This window comes from Mycoplasma ovis str. Michigan (assembly GCF_000508245.1).
Lineage (GTDB): Bacteria > Bacillota_I > Bacilli_A > Mycoplasmatales > Mycoplasmoidaceae > Eperythrozoon_A > Eperythrozoon_A ovis.
Genome location: NC_023062.1, coordinates 352228 through 371258, shown reverse-complemented (window position 1 = coordinate 371258; position 19031 = coordinate 352228). Strand labels below are relative to the sequence as shown.

Genomic DNA, 19031 nt, shown 5'->3' with positions numbered 1-19031 from the left:
AATAGATAGTAAATATTTAGTAACTAATTATGTTGACAGAAAAGAAAACAGTAACTCAAATCTTTGATGAGATGTGAAAGAAAATTGAAGCACTTCAAGGCTCAGCAAATAAACATAACTATAAATATGCAGTTTTATATCTTTTTTTCCTGAAATATTTAGACGATAAATTTCAGGAAAGAAGAGAAGAAATCCATAAAGAAAATGGGATTAGACATATAGATAATCCTTCTTTCTATGCTGCAAAGGGAGTTCCCTTCCTTTATAAAGAAGCAAGATGAGATGAAATGAGGGGAGAAACAGGAAATATATTAGTTCATTTAGATAAGGTTTTTAAATCAATAGAGGAAGCAAACATTGAAACTTTTAAAGGAGTTTTTGAGAGAAACTTTTTTTCTTCAGAAAATGCCAGACTAGATCCAACAAATGTTAAGTCTCTGATTAATGTAATTACTAATTTAAAAAGTTCCGAAGAAGAAGGAGATTTCTTAGGAAAAGCATATCAATATCTTTTAAATAGATTTTCAGAAAAAGGAGACAATAGTAGCGCATTTTATACACCTCAAACAATAGTTAAATTAATGGTTTCATTAATTGAACCCTTTGAAGGTAATATTTATGACCCTTGTTGCGGATCCGGAGGAATGTTTGTTCAAACGTCTGAAATGGTAAAGGAACTTCAATTTGGTAATCAAAAAATAAGGGTACACGGTCAAGAGCTTAAGAGCGATACATACGGTCTTTGCAAGATGAATCTTGCAATGAGAGGGATCATAGATGCTGAACTAGGAGAACCTAGTTGTACCTTTAATAATGATCAACATCCTGACAAAAAGGTTGATTTTGTTTTAGCTAATCCACCTTTTAATCAAAGTAAGTGAAGGGAAGACAACACTCTATTAGATGATCCTAGGTGAAATGGGTATGAAGTTCCTCCTGTCTCTAATGCAAACTATGCATGAATACTTCACATAAGAGATAAATTATCACAAAATGGAGTTGCCGGAGTTCTTTTGGCCAATAAATCTTTAGATGCAACTGGAAAAGAAGAAAAGATTAGAAGGAAGTTAATAGAAAATGACTTAATTGAGGCAATAATTACTTTGCCTCGAAAAACTTTTTATAACACAGATATTGCAGTAACTCTTTGAATTATTAATAGAAATAAAAAATCTAGAGAATTAAGAGCAATCCAAGATCAAAAAAGAGAATTGAGAGATAGAACAAATCAAATACTATTTATTGATGCGAGAGAATTGGGAGTTGTATATGAAAAAAGTTACGTAAAGCTAACTGAAGAAGATATATCCTTAATAACTAAAACATTTCACTCATGAAGATATGTAGGATATCCAGAAAAATATGAAGATAAGGATGGATTCTGTAAAAGTGTTACTCTGGAAGAGTTAAGAGAAAAGAGTCCAGAATATTCCTTATTCCCAAATACTTATATTTCCTTTAAGGCTCCAGCAAATGATCACGATTGAAATGCTGAAATCAAGGAGATAACAGAACAATTAACTCAAATTCTCAAGGAATCTAGAGAACTTGAATTGAAAGTTGAGAAAATTCTAGCTGATCCAACAAACTACTAATTTAGAAAAAGTAAAGCAAAAAGCTGAGGGGAAATTTTCCCCTCTTGGCAATTTTGTTTCCCTCTGCAAGAGAAAAAACAAGAATTTAGAAAGCACTAAGTTAGTTGGCGTTAGTTCAGACAAGAAAATTATTAACTCTTCGCGGGAAGAGAAGAAAACCAACCTAAGCGTATGTTTTTTAATTTCTTATGGCCAATTTGTTACAAGCCTTACGGCCATGGAGCAAACCAAAAGATTACCAATTGGTTTGTATAAAGAAGGGTGCTTATGAGTAGTATCTTCTCGCTACCGAGTTTTTGAAGTTACCAATCCAAATCTTTTAAGTGAATATTTAAAGCTTATTTTTAAAAAAGAGTTAACAGAACTGTGACTGCTTTACATGTGTTTTGGAGGAATTCGGGGAGAACTGTCTTGAAAAGATTTCGTCAAATTTCCTATTTCAGTAACTCCTTTGGAGGCACAAAAGAAAGTTGTGAATAAATATGAAACTCTAGAAAGAGTTATTCAACTAAGGAAAAAAATTAACAAGAATCTTGAGAGATGAATTCAGTGTTTATTTCATATAATATTTGACAACCTAGAAGAATTTACTAATGAAGCTTTTGGAAGTTTGTTTCAAATTTCGAAAGGAGGCAGACCACCAAGATCTAGTAAATATTTAGAAGAACTTTACTTTTGTCAAGAAGGGGGAATACCCTTTTTGCAGGTAAAAGACATTTCTAAGTCTAAATGTAAGTTTTTAACTTTTACTTCGGAACAATTGACTGAGGAGGATTTTAACAAATGCAGAGGAATTTTTCTTGGGGGGGGCACCTCATTTTTTGTCATCACGGAATTGAAAAAACAATTAAAAATATAACTATAAATGAAATAAGGTTATGTTTGGAGGGAGATTTATGGGCAATTAAGCCAAATGAAAATGTTGGGCTGCCATTCCTTTTTTTACTCTTTGAAGGAGAATGTTGAACTTCTATTAAGAAAATCTACCACCTCCACCTTAATTAAAGGAAACCATTCGAAAAGATAAATTGTTATTGCACCCGATTAAACTCCCGCCCCGCCACTTAATCGACAAATTCAACCAAATTTGCAATCCCATTTTTGAACTACAAAAAAATAATGAACAAATAATTGGTAAGTGTTTGAGATTAAAAAAATGTATTGTTGAAACTTTGGATTAGTTTTCTTGATAGTCTAGATAAAGTTAGGGTCTTCGAAAGATAAGATACAACCAACACAAACTTTTTATAGTGTCCATTAGTCTAAAAATATGAATTCCCGCCTTAACTATAGGTGGGGCAGGAGGAATAATTGGATTGCCAATATATTTTTCGCAGACACAAAATTCCGTAATAAGTTCAGTGAAACCACAACATCAAATGCCATCTACTTCATTAACTAAAGTTGAGTCAGTTGATTCAGTTCCAGAATCTAAGAAAAGTTTCGCAAAAGGAGAATGTGCAATCATTTCTCTTCCAGAAAATTTAGGACAATTTCTTCAAGGGCAACATAAAAATAAAGGGGATTATGTTTCAACTTCTTGTAAAAATACTGGAGTTAAAAATGATTACATACCTCTACCGAAAGACTGAACTGGTTTATTTCCTAGTCTTGTTTTAGCTGGTAATCTAAAATAAAAAGTTGGAGAAAAATTGGAAATTATTACAGAGAGCAAACAAGAAGAAGGTAGATTTGGAAGTAGTATCAAAATGATTTTGAGTGGTAAAGGCTTAAAGTCTCCTGTTAAAGGTACTAGGGAAGAAGTATAAGAAAAGACATTAAAGAATACTGTTATATCTGTTTCAATTGAAGAAGGTAAATTTAAGGATCAAGCAATATATCTTTTACTAAATTCAAATCAGAATAATAGCTAAATAAAATATCTAATTAATTATTTTCCTATAAGGTAAAAATAAATAAAAAACTTATTAGGTGAGTCTTCTTTTAAAGTCTGGTTCTTTTTTGATTTTGGGTGGAGGAGCAGGTATTATTCCTTTTATAAATTCTCATACTTCCTCAGGTAACGTTTCTCCCACTTCGGCTCAACAGACAGTTGCTGATTCCGAACAAGGTAAATCAGAAGCATCCCCCCCCAGCTCTATACCGACTCCTAATCCTCCTGTTGAAGCGAGTGAGGAATCTGAAGATGAATTAAGTGATGAGACTGAAACTAGTAAATTATGAAATTGTTTAGTGACATCTGGTAAAGATGAGGTAATTTCTAAACTTGCTCCCTCTTTTGCTCCATATGTTTCCTTTTCTTGCGACAATAGCGGAAGAGATGATGAAGTGGTTTATTCAAAGTGGTCATTATGAGCTCCTACAAAACTTTTAAAAGAAAGGGAAGAGTGATTTAAAGAAGGTCAAAGAGTTGATATAACAACTCACACAACTTCAGTTACCGGGAATACTGATAGTTGGGATTTTTTTGAAACTAAGTTTGAAAGTGAAAGTTTTTCTTACCCTGCAGTTACTGGAAAATGGGGAGGAAATATTTTAGAAGATTTTCAAAGTTCTGACAATTCTCAAGTTTATTCAGTTAGAATTACTAAACCGAAACTAGAAGATGTTGTCATGTATCTTAATTACTAAAATCTTTCCTTTTAGGTTCAAAAGTTAGATAGAAAAGTTTCACTTTTTTAAAAATTAAGTTCCAAAAAACTGAATAAGTGAATAATGGATAAATCACTTTTGATTTCAAAAAATTAACAGTTGAAACTTTAGATTAATGTTTCAATAATCTCTATATAATTAAAGTCCTCTAGGTATAAGAACCGATTAATGTAACCCTTTTACTGTGCCTATTAACCCAAAAGTTTTGGTTACAGCAGTTTCCCTAGGAGGAAGTTGCATAGGAATACCTCTTTGTTTCTGAGGAACACAAAATACTGAAGGAACTTCTTCCTCTCCCAACGCATTAAATGTAGTTGCAGAAGCTACATCTACTTCTAGAAGTTCAGCGCCAGAAGAAAGAAAAAGTATCTCTAAAGGAGTATGTACCACTATTCCCTTTCCAAACAATTTGGAAGGTTTTCTCGAAGAGGTAAAAAAAGAACAGAAAGATTATGTTGGAGTCACTTGTAGTAATACTGATGTGAAAGATGACTATATACCTCTTCCAAAAGATTGAACTGGATTATTTTCCCAATTGGTTTTATCTGGAGATCTTGCCTCTGGAACTGGTAAGAAATTTGAAATGTATACTGAAACGCAACAAGTTGAAAGCAATACCGGAAGTAGCATCAAAGCAATTTTTAGAGGAACAGGTTTGAAATCTGATGTAGAAGGAACATGAACTTATATTGATTCAAAGCAACCATTGACAGAAACATTGGTATCCGTTTTGATAAAAGAAGGGGAAGCCAAAGGTAACTTAATATATCTTTTTCTGCCTAAAAACTAATTAGATAGATAATGAAAATTTTTAGTTAGAGAAAGTCACTTAAATAATTATTTTTTAAATAAGTTCGGAAATTAGTTTATTTACTTTTTCTTTCTCTAATTTAAAGTTCTTTTCTAGATTTTCAAAATTGGAAATAATTAACTACTTTTTTGGGAGCCGCAAGTTATATTTCAATTTTGTCCAATTTCCTCTGTGATTTTGCAATCAGAAGCAACATATGTTTTACTTAACTCTCCATGCAAATATTTAAAGTCTGGCTCAAGTCAAGCCTCTTTATTGTCTTTGGATAAAAGTACCTTTAAAAGAGAATAAGATCAAAAAGTTATATTTTCAACTATTAAAGCTTTTTCATCAGAATCATCATTAAACCATTTAAAAATTTCCAAAGTTTTATGTGAATTAGGTTTTTCATTTTTTAAGCAAGCTCATAAACTTCCTTTCCCATTTTTTCTCAAAACTTCTTTACAATTTTCAAATTTCTTAATTTTTGATTCAGTTTCGGAAATAGTTGAATTCCTTAAAGCGATAGCGACAGGAACTACAACAAAAGATCCAATGAGACTTCCTCCGGTAAGCAAAAACTTTAAGGATCAAAACATTTACTTAGATATGATGAATTTATTTTTCTTTTTTAAAACAATCTACTTTTCAGTCATTTAAATCTGATGTAACAAAACATTTATCAGCAGAAAAGGTTTTACTTATATCTTTAGAATCTGGACCAACAAAATATTTAAAGTCAGGTGTAAATCATCTCTCTTGATTGCCATCCAACTTTATCAGAAAAATAGTAAAAGAATTTGCAGTCAATTCTTTAACTTCAACAGGATTTGGATCTTAATCGTTTTTAAATCAATTAAATTTCAAGTTTTTCTGTAAACCCATTTTTGAATCTTTTTCTACGCAAGTCCATAATGACCCTCTTACTGTTCCTTCTGAGCCAGAAGAGTCTTCCTTTGAAATTTTTTTTTTTACAGTCATTAAGTTTATTGACTTCTAATAAATTTTCTGGGACAGATGAATTATTTAGGGAAAAAATTACAGGAATCGCAACAACCGAGCTTATTGCTCCTGCAAAAATAAGAAAAGGTTTTAATGATCACATAACCCATCCAAAAATTGAATTTAAATATCCTTTTTAGAAAATTCCATATTTAATTATTCTCCCTTCTTCAAATTTACGATGGGAAACATTGAATGATTGTATTCAGTCTATACTGAATTAAAACATCATTAATATGTTCCTTAATTTAGTTAGTTTTTCTATTAAGAAAACTTCTATTTAGTTTTTGACTTTAATTTTTTAATACTGAAAAACTTTGTGAAGATTTTCTTCTTAATTATTTATATTCCTAAAAAATCAAAGTATTGTTTAAACTAGTTTTTCTTAAGTTCTTTCTTCAATAGTTCAGAAATTCTTGAATCATAACTAACTATTAAAGGCTTTTTCTTGCCAACAGAAAATTTATTTAATTTAGAAATAACTTGCTTTAAATTAGATGAATCAAAGAGTTCATTTATATAAATAGTGTCTAGAAGTGGGTAATTAAATTCTTGGTTTAGTTCATAAACCAAGATGTCTATTTTAAATTCAGAATCCTCGTTTTGAAATTCTCGCATTAATAGTTCCCTTCATTCTATATCCCAAGTTTCTCATAACAACTTATTTGTCTGCCTGTGTTATCTCTCCATCATAATCCTTCACTCCAACCTTGTTCTGGAAGAATCATATGTACTTTGGAGAGTTCCTTTGGGTTATAAGAGAATCAATCAGGCCTTAGCTTTCGAATTCCTTGATAAATTCTTCAAGCGCTAAATTTATCTCGAGCATAGATGAATGCTTTTCCATTGGAATATCCTTTTAGAGTTCTGGTTTCAAAATTTCGGACTATGTTATAAGAAATGGCATCAGCCCTTTCAATTCCACCCTTAAAGTGTCGAGCAATGCTTCCCCTTACTTTTTTTAAAACGATACTTCTATCTAAAAATGTTCATGTATTTTTTCGTTCCGCTTCAGAAACAATTTTTTGCTATTTTTTGTTTTCTCCTTTCTTTCAAAAACTAATTCCAAATAACAAGAATGAGGAAAAACAGTTTTTAAGTGTCTTTCTATTAAATGGGAATTATTTTTTTCGCCAAAATAAATACATAGAATTTTTTCCTTAGATATTTTTGGCATTTGTATATTTAAAGTCTCAAAATCTATAAGAATTACTTCGTTGTTCTCTAAAACTTCTGACTGAATTTTCTTTGAATCTTTAACGAGCGATATCCCCTCAATTTGAATCCAATCTCGATAAGGAGATAAAGTAGAAAATAATGTATCTCTTGATATCCTATTATCGGCCAATATAAGATGGGTAACATTTCTTTGTCTTATTGGATTTAGTAAGAAGAAAAATGTATATTTCCCTTCTTTCTCCTCTCCAAGAGAATAAGAACCTATTTTTACTTTTCATTTTCCTATTTTTGAAATAATTTCTTCAGAAATTTCCTGAATCCAATACAGGGAAGAAGTCTTAATAATTCTTTTATTTCAGGGGTTTATCGAAGAACAGAGAATAAAGTTATTTATCAGCTCAATAATTATTTCCTTTTTAAATAAGTTTTTTATTGTTGAATCTAACGAACTTGACTGCAAAGATTCTGGATTAGAGACACTCTCTTTCCATTCTTGTCATTTTTCGTAACTTAATCAAGGAACTCCCATTCTTGCTTGTTTATTATTCGAGACTACTAATGAAAAAACATTAAAGCTATAGAGTACAGGGTTCTGTTCTACTTGTAACTTGTATTTTTTATGAATAATTCTTAATGTGTCATCTGGCTCTCCAATTATTCAAGTTATTATGGGAATCCCATTGAGATAGACAATTAAGTTCGGTATATTTTCCTCTCCTCCTTGAAAGTCAATAACTCTAAAAATATTTCTTTCAGGAGAATCTAAATTAATTAATTTGTCTCTTAAAAAAGAAAAAATTTGATAGTTATTTTCTATGTTTTTGGGTAAAGAATTTAACTGTTCAGTAAATTCTTGTATAGCATGTGAACTTAAATTCTTAGTTCTTAAAAAACTTTCGAAATCTTCAGAAATTAATAATTCAATATTTTGAGTATTTTCTGGTTCTTTAGTAGAAGTTAGGTAACCAATTTTCTTTAACTCATCAATAATGTATGACTGTAATTCTTTTCTTTGTAACCCGATCAGAACTACTATAAATAGCTAAAGAGATAAGACTATGTACTCTTTAGTGAGTTTGGAAGAGAATTATTAACTTCTTTCATTTTTTACTCATTAATATTGGTATCGTCATATTGGATGTCATCTACCCTGAACTTCTAATAGTTTTACGAGAAATAAACCGAAAGGAGAACGTTTATTAATCCTATGGTTTTGAAAGGATAATTCTCTTCCGGAAACCTTTTTTAAAGTTCTCTCTTAACTATTTATTACTAAATAGAAAAGGCTTATATTTTTGAAACCATCTTCAAAAGGAATATTGCTTCTTTTAATGATTCATTACTGTTATTTTCTGGTTTTTTCTATCAATGAATTCATTTCTTCTATAGTAAATTGAATCGAACCTTCAGACCCTAGAGAAGGAATAAAGTTTTTTTTTTGGGGGGGTAGTAGAGATATTAATTATGCGAAAACTATCAATAAAGCTTTTCTCTAGTATTAAAACAGATAATCAAGTACATTCTTAAAAGTAACATTTCTCTAATAGTTTCTAGATTAAAAAAGATTCTCTTGAATTCTTTTTTAAAACTCTTATTGTCCAGATATTTGTGTCTTAACTCTGTTTTAGAAAAAGCCACTAAACCCTTTAGCTTAAATATTTGTTCTTTGATAATTCTGCATCTAAATAGTGTTCTTTAGAGAAAGTTGGATATAGTTGTATTTTTAGGTTTTGGAACGATTAAGGGAAAGAGGTCTCGACGATCTAATCGCGCTTATGCAAAAAACTACTAAGAGAGAGGGAAAACTCAGAAAAATCATGCTATTCAATTACGAACAATACAAAATTACAGACCACTTACTTAAAAGTTAGGCTATAGAGAACATTAAAATTGCTGAAATTCAGTTTTACTTTCATAAATAAACTGTTAGTGAATTAGTATTTTTTTAAAAGAATTTCCTTAATCTAACCAGCTAAATTAGGCAACGAACACAAATTTAGATTTCTCTTAAGCTTTTCATAAGTAGTTAGTTTTAGATCTCAGAAACTATCAGGTTAATAAATGACCAAAAAATTTAAGAATGGTGCAATATTTTCCTTCTTTTTAGTTGCTGGGGGGGGCAAGTGGAGTTGCAATTCCTTTGTGAATTTCAAATTCCGATTTTCTTAACTCTTCAGATATTTCCGATAATTTAGGTCAATCTAGTCCTACTAATTTTTCCAACAGAACAACTATAACCAGAGATAATAGTACTGTTCAATTGGAATCACATTTAACAGATAAAAATTCAGTTGAGTTAGGTTTTGATAGTTCTACAAGTTTGCAAAAAGTGGAATTAGACCTAAGCTAAACAAAAGAACCATTAACACCTTTGATTTCTTTTGAGGGAAATCAATCTTCCGGAATTAGCTCTAATATCAAGGGGATTGGCAAAGAAATTCATAGAGAAAGTACCTTAAAGGAATGTGGAGAGGAAATTTCTGGTAAATATAAATTCTAAACAGATAAATATTTAACTAGCCGAAAAAAAGAAAGAGAAGATAGATTATATGATGTTTTGCTAGTTAAGAAAAAGTTAGAAGAATGAAAAAAGAATAAGAAAGAACATAATTCAGAACCAATTTTGTCCGCAAGAGAAAGAGAAAGTTTACAAAAGGTTTATGTACTATATAACGAGTTAAAATGGTGAAAAGAAAAAACTTATTTCTGAGCTAAAAAAAGAAGGAGAGGAAGTTCAAGATTTATGTAATGAGACTGAAAGTTTAAATACTAAACAAGCTAAAGCAAAGGAAGTAAGAAAAGCCTTATCAATGATTGCCTGATCTACTTCCAAAGTAAAAGTTCAAAGAACTTCTTCCTCAAAACAGAGATTTAATAGAACGAGAGATTGAGGAAGTTGAAGTCAAAATCCCTTTAGACATTTTTATGATCAAGAAACAGAACTTGCAAGGGATTTATAAATCCTAAACTCAACTTTGTCAAAAATTCATCATTTAGAGCAAGATATTGCTAGACAAGAAGCTATGTGACGTTGAGAAAGAGCTCAACAACATCGCCAACAACAGTTAAAGCCTTAGAGAAACTATATGAAAAATCTCAGGCTCATATTGAAGCTCAAGTAGCTCTAAAGATACTAGTATTTATGGGGCAATTAACTGAATAAGTTTAGGGATAATGTTTATTTAGACTTGGAATTAATATTGGAATAAATTAATTACTACAAAATTAATGTAGAAATAGAAGAAGAGAATTTAGGAAATTGAATGTTAAATTTAGAGAATTAGGGCTTACCTATTTTAAGGCAATTAATCTAATGAAAAAGGTGGGTTTTTCTTTCAATAGAAAGGGGATAACAGGACTAGCTATACGTAAGCCTGAAGAATTTACGAAAATAATATGGATTAGTGCTAGTAGTTAATCTTTTGCCAAGATTAAACATCTCAAGTTAGTTTTAGCTGGAATTAGTTTTGTAGGAATAAGTGGGGCAATTGTGCCCTCCCTCAATGGCTAAAATTTTTCTAATTTTTCTGTTAATTCATTAACTGGGGGGGGCACCTTAGATAGATTAAGCTTTTCTTCGGAAGTTTTAAAACTTGAGTTAGATTCAAAAAATTTAAAGTCTCAAGATTCCAAATTAAATCTTTCAGAGAATACAAACTTAAATATACCTAAGTTAGAGTTACAAGAATCAAAAGAAATTCAATTATCTTCTGAACAGATAGATACTAATATTTCTACTTCTATTTCGGGAATTCACTCTGAGATAAATAAGGAAACTAAGGTTAAAGGAATAGAAAAAGAACTTGGTGATAAGTATTCAAAACTTTTAAATAAGGAATTAGATGAATCTCAAGTTAAGCAACAAGAGCATTTAAAGAACTATCAAGATGCCAAATCTTTAATTCAGGGAACTAGAACACAAGGTTCAGGAGGAGTAAAGCCAGAGGCTTCTCAAAAACCTTTAACTCAAGAACATAGAGTCGCGATAGAAAAACAATACAATCTCCACAATGGTTTAAAGGGACTTGCAGAAAAATTGTCTAAGGAATTAAAAAAAGAGGCACAACAATCAGATTTATTTTCAGATGAATCACTTAATCATACTTCCTCCCCTTCAAAAAAAGATGTTAAAAGCGCCTTAAGTCAGATAGATTGGGGAGGAGAGGCAATTAAAACACAAAAGAATCGAAATGATAAAACACTATTTTTTAAAAAAGATAGCTGAGGGAAATGAGAGGAAAATCCCTTCAGACACTTTTACAATTCAGAAACAGAATTTTTTAATGATATAGATAAATTACAAAAGAATACTATATCTATGTATAGAGTGCGACAGGAACTGGATAGACAGAGAGCTAGACAAAAAGGCGGAGGGAGTCAGTGAGAATATCAAGCTCAAACATTAAAAAAACATTGAGTCCAATCGACTGATTCGTATATAATTATTAAAGTAGCTTCTCGACTATTAGCTTTTATGGACCAGAACTAAATATGAATTATTTTCTAAATAATTAAAAATAGTTAAGTTTTTCTCCTAATCTTTTAAAACAAGGAATAAAAGATTAGAGGGTTTTAAATGTCCGTATTTTTTCAAAAATTTCTTTAAAGCTACCTCACAACTTACGATTAATTCACAGATTAAAGCCTTACATAATCTTCCAAATACCCAAAGTTAGATGTTGGAACTAATGAGAATTCGCCTAGTAACATACAACTTGATAGTTCTACTACGAATTTCCAGCCGTTCAACTACAAAACAAGGATCTCGATCCAACTAAATTAGATTTACATCTTGAGCAATTTAGTAAACAAGCATTTATAGGCGGGTTGCACTTTTGTACTCAAAGAAGATTAATGAGAACATAATTAATTGAAAAAGTAATAAAATTAGTGAAACATGAAGTTAAATAAGTTTCTTCTTGGTTTCATTGGAACGACCGCCACTGCTGGTGTTGTTGCGGCGACAACCTTAGGAACCAGAAGCTTGCTTCCCGAGTCTCTTTCAGTTGTTTCTGTTTCTGCTCCTGCCATTGACACTCCAGCAGTAAGGGAAACTCAACCATCTGAATCAACTGATAGTGTTGCAAGCAATCAGAAATCAACTAACTCTTCAACCCCTCTTTCAGAATCTGCCACAAAAATGGATGCGCTTAAGAAGGGGTGAGAAAAGTACGAATCATGCAGAGGTCATTCACTACATAATACATGTAAATATCTTCTTCCAAAATGGTTTGATGAATCCTTTCCTTCATTTAAAGAGCTTGTAAGTTAGTTTTTACTTCAAAAAGTTAATTCTCTTCTTCCCCTTTTTTAGTTAAGTTAGTTATTAGTTAATTAAGAACTTAATCCTTGAGAAGTAGTAGTCTCTTCTTAATTAACTATTTTTGATTTTTGAATAATAAATAAATTACACCAGAAGGCACGCTTCCCGAAGCAGTTATTTTCACTTCAGTAATTTTCGGTTCTTTCTCTTCTGCAGTTTCTTTTGTCCATTCTCCAACTATTGGAGAATAAAAACTATTTCCTCCGAAAGTTGTTTTATAAACTCCTAATTCCTGTTTTGATTCGGTAACTTCTTTTATTTTCAGCTTTTTTCCCATAATTAGTGAGCTTAAATTTTTAAAAAGAACATTAGGAAATAAGCCTTCTCAATTATTTGCCATAGGAGAACCAAGAACTGTATTTGTATCTTGGCAGGAAACTTTTACAAAGGTATCAATATTTATAGAGTCCTCAAACGTTCAAATAATGTTCTCTAATTCTTCCAGCTCTTTCTTTATAACACAATTTCCAACATTTGCTTGTTCTATAGTTTCGGGTCGAGACTCTTCCGTTTCAGTGTCTGTAACCTCATGGCCAGTATTGATAGGAGCGGATACGCCCTTTTCTGCTTCACCTCCAATTCCATTTTTAGAAGACAATAATAAAGGAATCCCTCCAACATCTCCGCCTATAAGTAATGTTGAAGTGAAAACCTTAAGACTTAAGGGCATAAAGTCTGAAAATTAAATTCCCCAAATTTGATTTTTATCTTAAATCATTACAAACTTAGTCTATATAAAAATGTGGAATTGAAAGCTCAATCAAAAAATATAAGTACCTAGCTTTCAGTCCCCCTTTAATTCATTTAGGTAATTTTTAATTGAAATAGATAAAGCTGAACCAAAAACTTATTGCAGTAATTATTTGCCTTAAATCCTTACGAATTAAAATTCCAGTCGCAAATAATAAAAACTTTAGAGATTAAGTAATAACTAGAAAGTAAATTTATTTACTTTTTTCAGAACAATTTATTTTCAAATTCTCTCCATCTTTTGCCTCGAACTTACAATTAGCTGAATTAAATGATTTACCTAAAGATGGAACTTCAAAATACTTAAAGTCAGGTGTAAATCACTTTTGCGTATTGTCTTTTAAGTCTATTTTCAGTAAAGAGCTTGAGTGAACCGTTATATTTTGAACGTCTACAGGGTTCGTATCAGTATTGCTCTTAAATCACTTAAAGTTTCAATTTTGAACTGTACCTTCTTTTCCACTTAATAAGCAAGCTTTTAATTTTCCTGAACTATCTCCCCCTGAAGAATCTGTTCCCGAGACTTCCCTACAGCTAACAGATGAAAACAGTTCAACTTTCTTCCAAGAATTACTACTTAAATTTACAGCTAAAGAGGCCACGGCTATAGAACCAATGAACCCTGAAGTAACAAGTAATAATTTGAGTGAACTCAACATTGAAAGTTAAAAACTTATTATTTCCTACCTTCTAGAATTTAGAAAAATTTAATTTTATTCTTAATTCAGAGAAAAACTATCCCCTTTTTTCCTTATATTAGTAACTCACTATTAACTCTTAATAGGAAATTTAAGAAGGTATATTTTCCTAGTATAAAAAGAATTAACTTCCAGAGTTAAATCTTTTAGATTTAGAAAGTTTTAAATTACTTGGAACCAAATTATTAGATTCTTTACTAATCTCACTTCCAATAACATAAGTAGATATAAAAGTTTTCATTAAATGAGTCTTTGAGTTAAATCAGCTTCTTTATTGTTCACTGGAGGCGGTTCTTACATTTGAGCATTTTTGAACATGACTTCCTCAAATAGCACTCACCCCAGTAACCTTTCGACACAAAGTTCCTCAGATTTGTCTACACAAAATACAGAAAATACTACGCCCGCACAAACTATTCAAAGTGATTCTCAAGATGATGGCCAAACAGAAAAAGAAGAGGATGTGTTAAGTCCTGATGAACCTGAGAATAAAGATTTGCCAAATTGTTTATTAAGAAAGGGTCCAGATGAGGTAATTTCTAAGTTACCTACTATTTCTTCTCCTTATCTCTCCTTTTCTTGTGATAATAGTGGAAGGGGAGATACCCTTATTATGGCATCTTGAACCATATGAATTCCTACAAAACTTTTAAACGAGAAGCATTGATTAGAAGGAGAACAAAGAATTGATATCAAAACTCATACCACCTCAGTTGAAGATGACGACAATTTAGATTTGTTTAAGACAAGATTTGAGAGTGAGAGTTTTGTCAATACTGTAATGACTGGAACTTGGGGCTGGAATATCTTAGAGGATTCTCTAGGTTCGGAAGAGCATATATATTCAGTCAAAATTACAGAACCGAACTTAGAAGATAATCCAATATAAATAAAGTATTAGAAATTTTTTAAAGTAGTCGGTTAAACCATTCTCCCTTTATCTTTTTAAAGTTACAAAAGTAATAGTATTTACTAAAATCTCACAAAAAAGTAAATTAAATATCTGGATGGATGAAGCCGTTAATTCACTTAAAATTGTTTCTATAAATTAGAAAGAACAAAATATATTCCTTATGCTAAGTAATGTTCTAAAAATACCTTTAGCTGTTGTTTTAGGTGGAGTTGCCACTACTTCGTCGTCGTTTGCACTTTCTGAGCAGTTCGCTAGTAAGTATCCGTTAGATGCTCAACAGCTAGGTCAATTTAAAAAATCTTACGGTTTTGATTCTTGCTATCAATTTCTGAATGAGGACAATAAGGTCTCTTTGTTGTTTGTTTGCCTAAAGAAGATAGTGTAGACAACTGACTACAAAACTCAATTTACTAGTCATTATTTTTACAATGGCGGAACTTGAGAAGAAGCTATTAGCTTAAGAAAAAGTCCTTATGCAGATAATTCTATTTTGGTAAAAACTAAATCTGGTTGGTTTTGAAATAAATAAAGAGGCATTAAGAATTCAGAAGAACAAAAGTCTAATCTGGGGAGTTTTGGATTGAACAAAGAATGTCAATTTAAAAGCGTTCAAGTGAAGTGCCATGAGTTAAAAGGAAGGATTTTTAAATGTTCTGTAGGAAGAACAGAACTTAAGTGAAATCTTTCAGAATTTAAATAGTTAATTGTTTAATAATTATTAATAAGAAATTCAGGGAGTTAGTTTTTTGTTAATTTGAAACTAATAAATATCTATATTTTTAAATCAAAATAAGTAGTTTTTCCTTCAGAACACTAATTTAGTTTGACTAATAGGCTAAAGTTTTCTTTATCAGCTTTAGCTTTTTTGGCACTGAATGGCGCAACTATACCCGCAATAGATAGTCAGTTTAATCTCTTTGATTCGATAGGTAAATTTCTAAGCACTCAAGCCCCCCCCAAACCTAAGATTAATTCACAGCTTAAAAACTCTACATACTCTTCCAAAGACTCAAAGTTAGATCTTGGGACTAAGGAGAATTCACCTAGTAACATACAACTTGATAGTTCTAATGCGACATTACCTGTCTTGCGACTAGAATCAAACGATTGAGATGCCACTAAATTAGACTTATCACCTAAGCTATTAGATTCCCCAAAAGATAAAATTTCTGAAATTTTTTCAGAAATTGTGAAAGAAGGAAAAGTAGGGGTAATTAAGAAAAAGATGGATTCTAAATATGTTGATAAAAGAGATTTACATTTAACCAATAGCGAGTCAATAAGAACTGTCTTTTTGAAAGAATTTGAAAGCGCTAAGTTGAAAGTAGAAAGTTGAAAAAAATCAACAAATGGTGCTAATTCTTTAATACCCTTAACACGAGGTGAAAAGTTTAGTTTGCAAAAAGTTTATGAATTACACAATGGCTTAAAAGTTGAAAGTAATAATTTTAACGAAGAATTAAAAGAATATGGCAGTTTGCTGGAGACATCTAAATCATCTAATAGTCCATCTTCTACTGTAGTATTAAAAAACCTTCAATCTATAGGTTGAATTAGAAAAGACTTGAAAGTTCAGAAGGGGCAACTAAGTGATAAATTTTTTAAGGCTGATAGCTGAGGGGATTGAAAGAGTCAAAATCCTTTTCAAATTTTTTATAAAACAGAGCAAGAATGAAAAACAGATATTAGTAGGTCAAATGCAAATGCAGGAATAGCATATAGAAAGGAACAAGAAGTTGCTAGATTAAATAGTATGATTCTGATTTCTTGAACAGAAAAAGTTCAAAAATGAATTAAGGAAAAGAAGGGAGAGGCGGAAAAAGCAAAATCAAGAATTCACTCACATATTGAATTGCAAATTGCCTCTAAATTACTTAGTTTTATGGGTCAGTCAATTAATTAAGTTTGTATCAAATCTTGATTAATCTGGCTTTCAACAGTCATATTTTTAAATTAAGTTGTTTCCAATTTTCCCTTGAATTGTATTGACTAAAAATAAATTAATAATATTAGTAACTAAAGATTAACTACTAATAGGAAATTTAAGAAGGTATATTTTCCTAGTATAAAAAGAATTAACTTCCAGAGTTCAATCTTTTAGATTTGAAAAATCTGAGTCTTCAGTAATTTAGAAAGTCCTAATTTTAAAAAATAGCTTTAAGTTTTAAAGATAAGCTTTAAAATCCTATAAAAACTACGAACAGTTAATTTTTCAATTTTCTTCATTACCACTTACCGCACATTCATTCCCTGTAAAGTTATGCTCATCATTTCCGAATGCAACATTTTTAAATGAAATACCTTCACTCTCTCCGATATAGAACCATTTTCAATCATAAGGATTATTTTCTGTGACCTTTAACTTAAGTTTGAGGCTTAAGGGCTTAAATGCTAATTTAACTACCTCAATTGGAGAATTTGATTTATAGTCAAATCACTTAAATGAAACTTTCTTATATTTATCTACGCATGCCACTAGGTCTCCTTGTCTAAAGCCCTCCTTTCTTTGTTTTTCACTATCTTACAATCTCCTAATCGTTTAGCTTTTTCTTCTATAGTTAAATTACCATAAAGAAAATCAGTAGTTAAAGCGACAGGAGTCGCAACAGAAGCGAAGACCACTCCACCTAATATAAGAAAAATTAATTTCATAGGCAAAAACATGGAACTTTATTTAATTTTTGTGAGCTTTTATTAAACAGTTTAATTGTCCAGCCCTCTTCCTCCCATATTTGATATGTTAAATATGGAAAATTATTTTTTATACAGTAATCCTTATTTTTGGAGCATTCTATATTCTCTCTTGACAGTTATAAATTAATTTCTCAATAATTTTTTAGCAGTCAAAGTCTTTTTCAAAAAAATAGTTCAACCATTCTAATTTTTGGTTAGAAACTTTTAGCGGAGGTTAGGGGCTTAAACCCTACCGAAAAAAACCAAGTATAACTAGGTTTCCAAAGGGATAGTAATTGAAATTCTCTTCATGAACTCAGGCACAAAAGTCTTTATTACAGTTACAACCCTAGGCGGTTGTACTGGAATTCCTTTATATCTTTGAAAATCCCACAATACTGTAGGAGCTTCCACTTATTCTCCCTCCCCAAGTTCAACAATTTTATCTACTCCAACAAATGCAGGCTCAACATTAAGCTTGGATTCCACAAGAAATTCGGGTAGAGAGTCAACTCAAGTCAAAACTAGCGAAGCCAAGGGGTCATGTAAAGTTATTCCTTTTGCAGAAAATTTAGAAAGGTTTCTTAAAGTTCAAACAAAAATTAAAGAGGATTATTTATCAATTAATTGCAAAAATACAAATAGAAAGAATGACTATATATTTCTTCCATAAGACTGAAAAGGCTTGTTTCCTAAGATCTTCCTGAATGATGAGTTGACCAGATTAACTGGTCAAAAATTTGAAATAAATACTGAAACAGAACAAGTTGAAAATCTAAGAATCTTAAATAGTCAAATTCAAGCAACTTTTAGAGGTAAAGAACTAAATGAAACTATTACAGGAATCTGAAATGAGATGGATGACAGTAGAGAGTTACCCAATCAAAGATTAGCTTCTGTTACAGTAGAAGAAGCTGGAAAAGTTTCTAGACAAATATATCTCATTCTTCCTCCAATAGAAAATCTTGATGATGAAACTTCTAGTTAATTGTTAATTTTTCAATCTTTTTAAATTACTTGGAACCAAATTATTAGCTTCTTTACTAATCCCTCCCCATTAACATAGAAGAATATAAAGAGTTTCATTAAATGAGTTTTTTAGCCAAATCAGCTTCATTATTATTTGCGGGAGGAGGGTCTTGCATTTGGGCATTTTTGAACATGTCCTCCCCAAATAGCGCCCCGGGCATTAACCTTTCGACACAAAGTTCCTCAGATTCGTCTACACAGGATGCAGAAAGAGTTACACCTTCGCAACCTATTCAAAGTGATTCTCCAGATGAGGTCCAAAAAGAAGAGGAGGATTTTTTAAGTCCTGAACCTGAGAGAAAAGATTTGCCAAACTGTTTATTAAACAAGGGATCAGATAAGGTAATTTCTAAGTTACCTCCCACTTCTTACCCCTATCTCTCCTTTTCTTGCGATAATAGTGGAAAGTAAGATTCCATTATTGAATCGACTTGGACAATATGAATACCTACAAAACTTTTAAAGG

26 protein-coding genes and 1 pseudogene are annotated in these 19031 nt (G+C 31.0%); 18 read left to right on the top strand and 9 right to left on the bottom strand.

The window, feature by feature from the left end; translation table 4 throughout:
- Positions 1-29 precede the first annotated feature (29 nt).
- The 5 genes from MR07_RS02025 (at position 30) to MR07_RS02000 (ending at position 4998) form a co-directional block, all read left to right on the top strand.
- On the top strand, positions 30-1595 hold the full coding sequence (locus MR07_RS02025; protein WP_024071233.1) for a type I restriction-modification system subunit M: 1566 nt from the start codon (positions 30-32) through the stop codon (positions 1593-1595).
- Positions 1596-1812: 217 nt separating this feature from the next.
- A complete protein-coding gene (locus MR07_RS02015; protein ID WP_024071232.1) occupies positions 1813-2454 on the top strand; it encodes a restriction endonuclease subunit S in 642 nt (213 codons plus the stop codon).
- Between the two features lie 391 nt (positions 2455-2845).
- Positions 2846-3232: a hypothetical protein gene (locus MR07_RS02010; RefSeq protein WP_024071231.1), complete on the top strand. Its 387-nt coding sequence runs from the start codon at positions 2846-2848 to the stop codon at positions 3230-3232.
- Positions 3233-3527: 295 nt separating this feature from the next.
- Positions 3528-4187: a hypothetical protein gene (locus tag MR07_RS02005; RefSeq protein WP_024071229.1), complete on the top strand. Its 660-nt coding sequence runs from the start codon at positions 3528-3530 to the stop codon at positions 4185-4187.
- 205 nt (positions 4188-4392) lie between these two features.
- Complete coding sequence (locus MR07_RS02000) at positions 4393-4998, top strand: hypothetical protein (RefSeq protein ID WP_024071228.1); 606 nt, start codon at positions 4393-4395, stop codon at positions 4996-4998.
- Positions 4999-5135: 137 nt separating this feature from the next.
- On the opposite strand, the gene MR07_RS01995 is transcribed toward MR07_RS02000, so the two are convergent.
- Positions 5136-5597: a hypothetical protein gene (locus tag MR07_RS01995; protein ID WP_024071227.1), complete on the bottom strand. Its 462-nt coding sequence runs from the start codon at positions 5595-5597 to the stop codon at positions 5136-5138.
- A gap of 19 nt (positions 5598-5616) precedes the next feature.
- On the bottom strand, positions 5617-5808 hold the full coding sequence (locus MR07_RS01990) for a hypothetical protein (protein ID WP_043901180.1): 192 nt from the start codon (positions 5806-5808) through the stop codon (positions 5617-5619).
- Between the two features lie 179 nt (positions 5809-5987).
- On the opposite strand from MR07_RS01990, the gene MR07_RS04385 reads away from it, so the two are divergent.
- Positions 5988-6140, top strand: a complete 153-nt coding sequence (locus MR07_RS04385; protein WP_024071224.1) for a hypothetical protein — start codon at positions 5988-5990, stop codon at positions 6138-6140.
- A gap of 235 nt (positions 6141-6375) precedes the next feature.
- Here MR07_RS04385 and MR07_RS01985 read toward each other — a convergent pair whose 3' ends face one another.
- The 3 genes and pseudogenes from MR07_RS01985 to MR07_RS04700 all read right to left on the bottom strand — a co-directional run.
- The gene (locus tag MR07_RS01985) at positions 6376-6618 is read right to left on the bottom strand and encodes a hypothetical protein (protein WP_024071223.1); all 243 of its coding nucleotides are present in this window, start codon (positions 6616-6618) and stop codon (positions 6376-6378) included.
- 361 nt (positions 6619-6979) lie between these two features.
- Complete coding sequence (locus MR07_RS04495) at positions 6980-7708, bottom strand: hypothetical protein (protein ID WP_024071222.1); 729 nt, start codon at positions 7706-7708, stop codon at positions 6980-6982.
- Positions 7709-7855: 147 nt separating this feature from the next.
- Positions 7856-8167: pseudogene (locus tag MR07_RS04700) on the bottom strand (hypothetical protein); the annotation flags it as partial.
- Between the two features lie 1119 nt (positions 8168-9286).
- Between MR07_RS04700 and MR07_RS01970 the strand changes: the two are divergent.
- The 6 genes from MR07_RS01970 to MR07_RS01955 all read left to right on the top strand — a co-directional run bounded on the left by MR07_RS01970 (position 9287) and on the right by MR07_RS01955 (position 12451).
- Positions 9287-9529 (top strand): hypothetical protein, encoded by a 243-nt coding sequence (locus MR07_RS01970; RefSeq protein WP_024071217.1) that lies wholly within the window; start codon positions 9287-9289, stop codon positions 9527-9529.
- Between the two features lie 21 nt (positions 9530-9550).
- Positions 9551-9679 (top strand): hypothetical protein, encoded by a 129-nt coding sequence (locus MR07_RS04660; RefSeq protein WP_024071216.1) that lies wholly within the window; start codon positions 9551-9553, stop codon positions 9677-9679.
- A 310-nt stretch (positions 9680-9989) separates the two neighbouring features.
- Positions 9990-10139, top strand: a complete 150-nt coding sequence (locus tag MR07_RS04380) for a hypothetical protein (RefSeq protein WP_024071214.1) — start codon at positions 9990-9992, stop codon at positions 10137-10139.
- Positions 10140-10204: 65 nt separating this feature from the next.
- A complete protein-coding gene (locus MR07_RS04375) occupies positions 10205-10342 on the top strand; it encodes a hypothetical protein (protein ID WP_024071213.1) in 138 nt (45 codons plus the stop codon).
- 873 nt (positions 10343-11215) lie between these two features.
- A complete protein-coding gene (locus tag MR07_RS01960) occupies positions 11216-11668 on the top strand; it encodes a hypothetical protein (protein WP_024071208.1) in 453 nt (150 codons plus the stop codon).
- Positions 11669-12076: 408 nt separating this feature from the next.
- A complete protein-coding gene (locus tag MR07_RS01955) occupies positions 12077-12451 on the top strand; it encodes a hypothetical protein (protein ID WP_024071207.1) in 375 nt (124 codons plus the stop codon).
- A 106-nt stretch (positions 12452-12557) separates the two neighbouring features.
- Here the strand turns inward: MR07_RS01955 and MR07_RS01950 are convergent, their stop codons facing one another.
- Entirely contained in the window at positions 12558-13172 is a 615-nt protein-coding gene (locus tag MR07_RS01950) for a hypothetical protein (protein ID WP_024071206.1), read from the bottom strand.
- Positions 13173-13446: 274 nt separating this feature from the next.
- Positions 13447-13911, bottom strand: a complete 465-nt coding sequence (locus MR07_RS01945; protein ID WP_024071205.1) for a hypothetical protein — start codon at positions 13909-13911, stop codon at positions 13447-13449.
- Positions 13912-14194: 283 nt separating this feature from the next.
- On the opposite strand from MR07_RS01945, the gene MR07_RS01940 reads away from it, so the two are divergent.
- From MR07_RS01940 to MR07_RS01930, 3 genes are all read left to right on the top strand, one after another.
- The gene (locus MR07_RS01940; RefSeq protein WP_024071203.1) at positions 14195-14839 is read left to right on the top strand and encodes a hypothetical protein; all 645 of its coding nucleotides are present in this window, start codon (positions 14195-14197) and stop codon (positions 14837-14839) included.
- Positions 14840-15023: 184 nt separating this feature from the next.
- A complete protein-coding gene (locus MR07_RS01935; protein ID WP_024071202.1) occupies positions 15024-15248 on the top strand; it encodes a hypothetical protein in 225 nt (74 codons plus the stop codon).
- Positions 15249-15686: 438 nt separating this feature from the next.
- Positions 15687-16766 (top strand): hypothetical protein, encoded by a 1080-nt coding sequence (locus MR07_RS01930; RefSeq protein WP_024071199.1) that lies wholly within the window; start codon positions 15687-15689, stop codon positions 16764-16766.
- Positions 16767-17057: 291 nt separating this feature from the next.
- On the opposite strand, the gene MR07_RS01925 is transcribed toward MR07_RS01930, so the two are convergent.
- A complete protein-coding gene (locus MR07_RS01925; protein ID WP_024071198.1) occupies positions 17058-17339 on the bottom strand; it encodes a hypothetical protein in 282 nt (93 codons plus the stop codon).
- On the bottom strand, positions 17339-17515 hold the full coding sequence (locus MR07_RS04370) for a hypothetical protein (RefSeq protein WP_024071197.1): 177 nt from the start codon (positions 17513-17515) through the stop codon (positions 17339-17341). Before MR07_RS04370 ends, MR07_RS01925 begins: the two co-directional genes overlap by 1 nt.
- Positions 17516-17846: 331 nt before the next feature.
- On the opposite strand from MR07_RS04370, the gene MR07_RS01915 reads away from it, so the two are divergent.
- The 3 genes from MR07_RS01915 (at position 17847) to MR07_RS01905 (ending at position 18976) form a co-directional block, all read left to right on the top strand.
- On the top strand, positions 17847-18209 hold the full coding sequence (locus MR07_RS01915) for a hypothetical protein (protein WP_024071196.1): 363 nt from the start codon (positions 17847-17849) through the stop codon (positions 18207-18209).
- A 12-nt stretch (positions 18210-18221) separates the two neighbouring features.
- Positions 18222-18524, top strand: coding sequence for a hypothetical protein (locus MR07_RS01910; protein ID WP_024071195.1), 303 nt, complete (start codon positions 18222-18224; stop codon positions 18522-18524).
- A gap of 101 nt (positions 18525-18625) precedes the next feature.
- Positions 18626-18976, top strand: a complete 351-nt coding sequence (locus MR07_RS01905) for a hypothetical protein (protein WP_024071194.1) — start codon at positions 18626-18628, stop codon at positions 18974-18976.
- Positions 18977-19031 lie beyond the last annotated feature (55 nt).